At 65.1% G+C, this 7,613-nt stretch carries 7 protein-coding genes; 1 reads left to right on the top strand and 6 read right to left on the bottom strand.

The window, feature by feature from the left end; translation table 11 throughout:
- Positions 1 to 35: 35 nt before the first annotated feature.
- From Q0K15_RS09915 to secG, 6 genes are all read right to left on the bottom strand, one after another.
- Positions 36 to 647: a hypothetical protein gene (locus Q0K15_RS09915; protein ID WP_294515688.1), complete on the bottom strand. Its 612-nt coding sequence runs from the start codon at positions 645 to 647 to the stop codon at positions 36 to 38.
- Entirely contained in the window at positions 644 to 2,635 is a 1,992-nt protein-coding gene (locus tag Q0K15_RS09910; protein WP_294515687.1) for a M56 family metallopeptidase, read from the bottom strand. The genes Q0K15_RS09915 and Q0K15_RS09910 overlap by 4 nt, the downstream gene beginning before the upstream one ends.
- Positions 2,636 to 2,678: 43 nt before the next feature.
- The gene (locus Q0K15_RS09905; protein ID WP_294515686.1) at positions 2,679 to 3,044 is read right to left on the bottom strand and encodes a BlaI/MecI/CopY family transcriptional regulator; all 366 of its coding nucleotides are present in this window, start codon (positions 3,042 to 3,044) and stop codon (positions 2,679 to 2,681) included.
- A gap of 72 nt (positions 3,045 to 3,116) precedes the next feature.
- Positions 3,117 to 4,340 carry a beta-N-acetylhexosaminidase gene (nagZ, locus tag Q0K15_RS09900; protein ID WP_294515685.1) on the bottom strand — a complete coding sequence of 408 codons (1,224 nt, stop codon included), beginning with the start codon at positions 4,338 to 4,340 and terminating at the stop codon, positions 3,117 to 3,119.
- Positions 4,337 to 6,472 (bottom strand): ribonuclease R, encoded by a 2,136-nt coding sequence (gene rnr / locus Q0K15_RS09895; RefSeq protein WP_294515684.1) that lies wholly within the window; start codon positions 6,470 to 6,472, stop codon positions 4,337 to 4,339. The genes nagZ and rnr overlap by 4 nt, the downstream gene beginning before the upstream one ends.
- A 78-nt stretch (positions 6,473 to 6,550) precedes the next feature.
- On the bottom strand, positions 6,551 to 6,805 hold the full coding sequence (gene secG, locus Q0K15_RS09890) for a preprotein translocase subunit SecG (RefSeq protein WP_130848233.1): 255 nt from the start codon (positions 6,803 to 6,805) through the stop codon (positions 6,551 to 6,553).
- Positions 6,806 to 7,347: 542 nt separating this feature from the next.
- On the opposite strand from secG, the gene Q0K15_RS09885 reads away from it, so the two are divergent.
- A complete protein-coding gene (locus tag Q0K15_RS09885) occupies positions 7,348 to 7,578 on the top strand; it encodes a helix-turn-helix transcriptional regulator (RefSeq protein WP_294515683.1) in 231 nt (76 codons plus the stop codon).
- Positions 7,579 to 7,613: the final 35 nt, after the last annotated feature.

Below are 7,613 nucleotides of genomic sequence, written 5' to 3'. Positions count from 1 at the left end.
AGCGGAACAGACGCACTGCGTCTGTTCCGCTTTTTTCACGCCTTGTCCTCCGTGGGGAGAAAGCATTTCCGCAATGCGAAGAGGGCGAACATGAGCATCAGGGCCACGAGCATGGCCGCCAGGGCCATGCCAAGGAGGAGGAATGTGGCCACTCCCTCCGGCAGGGAGCTGCCCGGGAAGGTGAACTGCGCCCCGTTGGGGAAGCAGTAACCCAGAACGGCGAAGGCGGTGAGGAGGAGGGTGTGGACCGTCCGCAGCCGCAGGAGCCGCCGGTCCAGGGCCACGCCCGGGAGCTGGTACCGCGCCGCCAGCCGGGCAAAGTCGGTGAAGAGCTGGAAGTGTAAGTATATGTCCGCCACCGAGATCAGCAGGTCGATGGGCAGAAATTGTCCGTCCAGGGTCCCGCCAAAGAGGGTGAAGACCCAGTCCGCTCCCGCCCATACCCCCAGCAGCACGCACAGGGGGCGCAGCAGGGTGAGGTCCCGCTCTTCCTCCTCCAGACAGCCGATGGCTGACCACAGCAGGAGGTAGCACATGAAGTTGGGGAGTATGTTGAGGGTGTTCAGGTTGACGTTGAAGTAGAGGAAGAAGTAGGCCCAGGCGGCGTGGGACACCCCCCGGTACAGCTTCTCATAGTTTGGGATCACGGCGCATCCCCTCCTTCCACGGGCCAGAGCTCCACGATCTGCTCCTCCCGGCCGTCCACGTAGGTGAGGACCATGCAGTAGTGGTCCGGCCACACCGGCGCTTCATTGGGGTCATCCCCGAAGCCGGAGCCGCCGCCGCTTTGCAGGCCGCCGCTGTCCCGGGCGTTGCCCCAGAAGGTGCCGTCGCTGCTGCTGCCCTGACCGGAGCCGAATTCCAGGGAGGGCCCGCTGCCGTCGGCCCAGACCGGGGCGGCGGCGTAGCGGTTCACCAAGTCTGCTGCACCGGGGACGGTCTCGGTGCCGGTAAAATCGTAAGATTCTCTGGCGGAGTCAAACAGGGCGTTGGGCTTGGGTGTGGTGTCAAAGGAGGTGGAGGTGCCAAAGAACCAGGACATGGAGCTGCTGGTCTCCACCGTATTGTCCACGGCGTGGATGGTCTGGTAGACGATCTCCAGGCGGAGGCCGTCCACATCGGCGGTGTATGTGACGGCGGCGGGGAGGGCGGGATCACCCCAGGTGAGCAGGCTCACGCCGGCGTCATAGGCCTGCTGGAGTTCCGACACCTGGAAGTCCCCCTGGGGGATCACCACCCAGCGGTCCCCCTGCCGCTCCGCCCGGACGGCCTGCCAGGCGGCGTAGGCACAGCCCTCCTCGCTCTCCTGGACCGGTGGGGCGTCGGGGCCGTCCAGGTAGGCCAGCTGGAGGGGAAAGACCACCACGGCGGTATAGCCGCCGGCCGTCTCAGTGAGGTTGTAGAGAAAATAGCCCGCGGTTTGGTCAGCCCGGCCGGGGAGACCGCTCTCCCAGTGCTCATGGACCCAGTTGTCAGGGCCATGGGCGAAGACCTCCATCTGGGCGGCCAGGTCGGCCTGCTGGTCAATGGGGGTGCACAGGGCCCGGTAGATGCCGTTTTGTTCGATGACCGCCTTGCCGTAGGCGTCCAGGGCGCCGGCGGCGGTGGTGCAGGGAGTGAGCCGGGCCGAGGCCATGGCGGTGTGGAACTCCAGCTCGCCGGAGAGCCCCAGGCCGTTGGCCTTGGCCAGGGTCTGACCCTGACCGAGGACCAGGGGGAAGAGGAGCACCAACGCCACGCACACCGAGGCCAGGGCCATCCCCGCCGGATAGCGCTTGAACCGGGCGATGGCCTCGATGCGTTCCCGGATGTTGCGCCCGCCGTTGGCCATGGAGGAGGTGCCGGGCGCCCGGGCGTACTTGCCCGAGGCCATGGAGAGGAGGATGCGGCCGTAGTCCCGGCGGTCCTCACCCTCCAGCCGCTCCAGCACCCGCTGGTCGCAGAGGGCTTCGGCGTCGTTGCCCGCCCGGTCGGCGCAGTACCACAGGAGGGGATTGCACCAGTGGAGGCACCGGAAGAGGCAGATGAGAAGGCCCCAGGCGGCGTCGTGATGCTTGAGGTGCAAAAGCTCGTGGAGGAGCACCTTGTCGTCCACCGCCTGCCCGGCGGGGAGGGCCAGCACCGGCCGAAATACCCCGCAGACAAAGGCGGAGGGCAGCCCCTCCACCTCCACCGCCCGGCAGAGGGGGAGGTCATACCGGGCCGCCACCCGGCGGAGCTGGGCGTCGTCGGCGGGAGTCCCCCGGCGGAGGGCCAGCCGCAGCCGGAGATAGGTGAGGGCGTACCACGCCAGCAGCACCACCACCCCGGCCACGTAGAGGAGGTAGAGAACGTCCAGGGGCGTCTGGGGTCCGCCCAGGGGGGCGGGCAGGGGGATGGGAGCCACCACCCGGATGAGGGAGTAGTCTCCCGTGAGGGCGGTCTTGAGGGTCTCCAGCCACAATGGCCAGTTGAGAAGGACATACCGCCCGCCCTGCCCGGCGGGGTGGAGGAGCACCAGGGCCAGCAGGCCCCAGATGCCGAACTGCCACCGGGGGGAGAGCTTGTCACGGAACAGGTACTTGACCACCATCAGGAAGGCCGCCGCTCCGGAGGCGGTGAGGGTCTGGAGGAGGAAGGACCACAGGTCGGTCATATTGTCACCTCGATTCAACAGGGATGGAACGATCTGCGGAGGCTCAAACCTCCATGTCGTCCAGCAGGGACTTGAGCCGGTCCCGCTCCTCGGCGGAGAGGGGGGACTCCTTCAGAAAGGCGGCCACCAGGTCTCCGGCGGAGCCCCGATACACCCGGGTAAGGAAGCTCTGCCGCTCCTGGGCCTGGCAGGTCTCCCGGTCCAGGGCGGCCCGGTAGGTGTGGGGATAGTGCTCCTTGTCGATGGTCACCAGCCCCTTTTTCTCCATCCGGGTGAGGTAGGTGAGCACCGTGTTCCGGCTCCAGCCGGTGGCGGGGCGGAGGGCCTCCACCACCTCCCCCAGACTGGCGCCGCCGCTGTCCCACAATGCGGTGAGGACCTGCCACTCGCTGTCGCTGAGTCGGGGCATAAAAACACCTCCTACAAGTGTAGCATCTCTACCAAGATACTACACCTGTAGGAGGCATCTGTCAAGGGCTTCTCACACCAGACCGTTGACGGCGGCCACCAGGGCGTTGAGGGTGTCCAGGTCGGGGAGGTCCACCGGGTCGCTGGTGAGGCCGTAGCTCTGTTTCAGGGTGAGGATGCGCCGGACGCTCTGGTCCAGCCGGTCCACAGTGATGCGGCCGGCGTCCACGGCGTCCAGGAGGGCGGTGCAGACTTCCTCCACGCTGCCCGCCTCATGGCAGACCAGCAGCACGTCGCACCCGGCCTCCACCGCCAGCACGGCGGCCTCCCCCAGACCGTAATTCTGGGTGATAGCCCCCATGGTGAGGTCGTCGGTAAAGACCGCCCCGTCAAAGCCCAGCTCCTCCCGGAGGAGGCTGGTGACCACTTCATAGGACAGGGTGGCGGGCCGGTCCGGGTCAATCTGGGTCATGAGGATGTGGCCCACCATGACGGCGGGAGCGCCGACGTCAATGGCGGCCTGGAAGGGGAGAAGCTCCCTCTCCAACAGCTCCTCACGGGTCTTGTCCACCACCGGCAATCCCACGTGGGAGTCGGTGTCGGTGTCCCCGTGGCCGGGGAAGTGTTTTATAACCGGGATGGTGCCGCTCTCCTCCATGGCGGTGAGGCAGGCGAGCCCGCGCTGGGTCACAGTCTCGGCGTCGGAGCCGAAGGCCCGCCTGCCGATGACGGTGTTGTTGGGGTTGGACCAGATGTCCAGGGAGGGGGCGAAGTCGGTGTTGAGGCCGAAGGCGGCGCACTCCGCCCCCAGGGTGGAGCCGAAGGCCGCCGGGTCGGACACGTCGTAGGCGTTGGGCAGCCGCTGGACCTCCGGGGGCATCCGCTCCACCATCCCCCCCTCCTGGTCGGTGGAGAGGAAGAGGGGGACGCCGCCGCCCGCCAGGGCCTTCAGGCCGTTGGTGAGGTCGGTGAGCTGCCGGGCGCTCTCCACGTTCCGGCCATAGAGGATGAGCCCGCCCACGTGGCAGTCCTGGATGTAGGACCGGGCCTCCTCACCGGCTTCCGTCTCGTAGAAGCCGGCGATGAGGAGCTGGCCCACCTTCTCCTCGGTGGTCATGGCGGAGAGCGCTTCCTCCACCGGGTCGGGGGTCGATGTGGGTACGGGTGTGGGCGTGGCGCTGGGCGTGGGGGTCGGCGTGGAGGCCGGAGAGGCAATGGGGGTGGGCGCGGCCTGACATCCGGCGGTCAGAATGAATATAAAGAGCAATAATGCGGCGGTAATATGCCGTCTCGTCATCGCTTTTTCTTTCCTTTCCCCGGCTTAGGCGGCCGGTAGCCTGGCTTGGAGGAGGGCTTGCGGCCTCTGCCGCCCCTGCCCTTGGGGGGCCGTCCGGCCTCCTTGACGGGCTTGGCGGGCCGGGCCGGCTGGGAGATGGGGACCACCCCGGGCAGGGTGAAGTCGATCTGGCCGGAGCCGGGGTTGGCGGCGGCGCAGAGGACCTCCAGAGGCATGCCGAAGGTGTAGGTGAACTTGGTCCGGGCGCCGGTGAGGGTCATGCGGACCTCGTCGTACTCGTAGCGGTCGTCGGGGAGGGCGGTGACGGGGAGAAGGCCCTCCACCCCGTTGGGGAGCCCCACAAAGAGACCGAACTTGGTGACGCCGGTGACGGAGCCCCGGAAGGTCTCTCCGATATAGGCGGTCATGAACTCGGCCATATAGCACTTTTCAATATCCCGCTCGGCGGTCATGGCGTGGACCTCCCGGTCGGAGGACTGCTTGGCGGCCCGGTCGGCGGCGGCGGTCAGCTTGCCCTTCTTCTGCTCCAGGGAGCCGTCCAGCAGGGCGGTGAGGATGCGGTGGACCATGAGGTCGGGGTAGCGGCGGATGGGGGAGGTGAAGTGGCAGTAGTATTTGGCGGCCAGGCCGAAGTGGCCCAGGTTCTCGGTGTCGTACCGGGCCTTCATGAGGCTGCGGAGGACCATGGTGTGGACGGCGGGGGCCTGGGGGGTTCCCTTCACCGACTCCAGCACCTTCTGGAGGCTGCCGTTGTCGGCCTGCTTCAGGTCAATGCCCAGGGGGGCCAGCATGGCCTTCAGGTTGGTCACCTTGTCCTCGGAGGGCTTTTCGTGGACCCGGTAGACAGCGGGGAGGCCCGCCTTTTTGAGGTGCTCGGCCACGCACTCGTTGGCAGAGAGCATGAAGGACTCAATAAGCTTTTCCGACTCCCCGGTCTCCCGCACCCGGATGTCCACCGGGGCGCCGGTCTCGTCGCAGACGATATAGCACTCCTGGCTCTCCAGGTCCAGAGCGCCCCGGGCCCGGCGGCTCTTCTCCAGAACCCTGGCCAGCCCCGCCATGTCCCGGAGCATGGGCAGAATATGGGCGTAGCGCTCCGCCAGGGCGGGGTCCTGGTCCTTGAGGAGGATGTTGCAGTCGTCATAGGTCATCCGCTCGGTGGAGCGGAGGACGGTTTTGACGATCTTATGGTCCAGCACCTGGCCGCAGGCATCCATGGTCATGATGCAGGAGAGGGCCAGACGGTCCACATGGGGGTTGAGGGAGCAGATGCCGTTGGAGAGCTCCTCGGGCAGCATGGGGACCACCTGGTCGGCGAAGTACACTGAGGTGGCCCGGTGGAAGGCCTCCAGGTCCAGGGGGGAGTTTTCGGTCACGTAATGGGACACGTCGGCGATGTGGACCCCCAGGACCCAGTGCCCCTCGACGTCCTTCTCCAGGCTGACGGCGTCGTCAAAGTCCTTGGAGGAGGCGCCGTCGATGGTGATGACGGTCTTGTCCCGCAGGTCCAGCCGGCCAGTGCAGGCGGCGGGGTCCACCTCCTGAGGGGCCAGCTGGGCGGCGGCGGCCACCGGGGCGGGGAAGTCCCGGTCGATGCCGTGCTCGTAGAGGAGGGCGGCCACGGCGGCCTGACGGGTGCCCTCCTTGCCGAAGGAGAGCTTGAAGGTGCCCGTGGGAGGCAGCTTGGCGCTGCCGTAGCTGGTGACGGCCACGGCGATCTTGTCCCCTGTTTTCAGCTTGGCGGCGGAGCGGCCCACCACCTTCACGGCGTTGGGGTAGCGGTCGCTGGTGGGCTGGAGCCACACCTCCCGGCCCCGGCGCTCCACGGCGCCCACCAGGGTGCGGTTGGTCCGCTCCACTACGGCGGTGATTTTTGCGATCTGCCGCTGGGGGTCTTTGGGGTCGGCACTGGTCTGGGCGGTGACCTTGTCCCCCGTCCAGGCGCCGCCGTCGCAACGGGGCGGCACAAAGAGGTCGGACTCCCGGCCCACCGCGCCCTCCGGCGTAAAGAAGCCGAACCCACGGGCGGTGGCCTGATAGGTTCCCTGTAAGTTCATGAAAAAAGATTCTCCTTTGTAATTCTGATGTCTGTGGCGCCGACGGAAAGGGTGCTTTCCTCCATAGTATATCACCAATTTGCCCGCCTGCAACGAAAAAAGGACGCGCCCGGAAGGGCACGTCCTTTTTTGGTCCGTTTTCGTCCGTTTTGCTCAGGCGGCGGCCCCGTCGGGCAGCAGGCAGAGCACAAGAGTCAGGATCATAAAGCCGATGGCCACCCATTTGGTCCAGCGGGCCAGCTTGGCGTCCCAGCTCTTGGCCTTGTTCTTGGAGAGGAAGGTGTCGGCACCGCCGGCGATGGCGCCGGAGAGGCCGGCGCTCTTACCGGACTGAGCCAGCACCACGAAGGTGAGGAACAGAGCGGCCAGCACCTGGACGATGGTGAGGACTAACTTGAGCGTACCCATGAAAGCATCGTTCCTTTCAAGCCCCGGAGGGCGTGGTCAGCGTGAAATGGGCGCAATGCACCCGAACAGTAATCATTATGATAACACACTTTTCATGGGAATGCAAGTCCAAGTTTTGTGAGTCCGGAGCGGGTCAGACACAGGGTGAAGCTGGGTGATCCTTTATATACCGGGCACAGAGCGCCAATACCAGGAGCAAGGAATCTTCCCGCTTTGTGGCGAGAGAGATCAACTCATCTAAAGTGCTCCTGGGAATGTGTTAGGCAGGCAGAAGACGCGGAAGCAGATCACCGTTGGTGACGACCCAACGGAGCAGGGACTGAAATTCTGGAATCAGACGCCGGTATTGGTCCAGGAAAGAAAAAAGGTCCTCGGAGAAAGCAAAGTCTGTGTCCTCGGAATGCTCTTTGGATAGAGAAGCCTGATGGTACACTCCTGTGTCCCTCCTTTTTGATTTGGAATGTATACATTCCAATAATAGCACAAAAATATTGTAGCATCAAGATGGAAGAAATCCATTCCAAAAGGAGGGGGACTGTGAATTGAAAATCAGGCAGGACCTCTCGATCGGAGAGAATCTACGGCGGCTCCGGGACCGGGCGGGTCTGACCCAGGAGCAGGTGGCGGCCCAGCTCCAGGTCATGGGCTTGGCCGTGAGCCGGGAGATGCTTTCCCAGATGGAACGTGGTAAATACAATATTCGGGTGAGTGAGCTCAAAGGGCTCAAAGAGATTTATAAAGTACAATACGAGGACTTTTTTGAGGGAATATGAAAATGCCTGCCGCGAAGAAAACGCGGCAGGCATTT

The organism is uncultured Intestinimonas sp. (assembly GCF_944387245.1).
Taxonomy (GTDB): domain Bacteria; phylum Bacillota; class Clostridia; order Oscillospirales; family Oscillospiraceae; genus Intestinimonas.
This window is presented reverse-complemented; position numbering and strand designations above follow the sequence as displayed.

Coding starts and splice junctions, on each gene's coding strand:
- Q0K15_RS09910 (WP_294515687.1), bottom strand. CDS start 2,635: ATGACCGACCTGTGGTCCTTCCTCCTCCAGACCCTCACCGCCTCCGGA.
- Q0K15_RS09905 (WP_294515686.1), bottom strand. CDS start 3,044: ATGCCCCGACTCAGCGACAGCGAGTGGCAGGTCCTCACCGCATTGTGG.
- nagZ (WP_294515685.1), bottom strand. CDS start 4,340: ATGACGAGACGGCATATTACCGCCGCATTATTGCTCTTTATATTCATT.
- secG (WP_130848233.1), bottom strand. CDS start 6,805: ATGGGTACGCTCAAGTTAGTCCTCACCATCGTCCAGGTGCTGGCCGCT.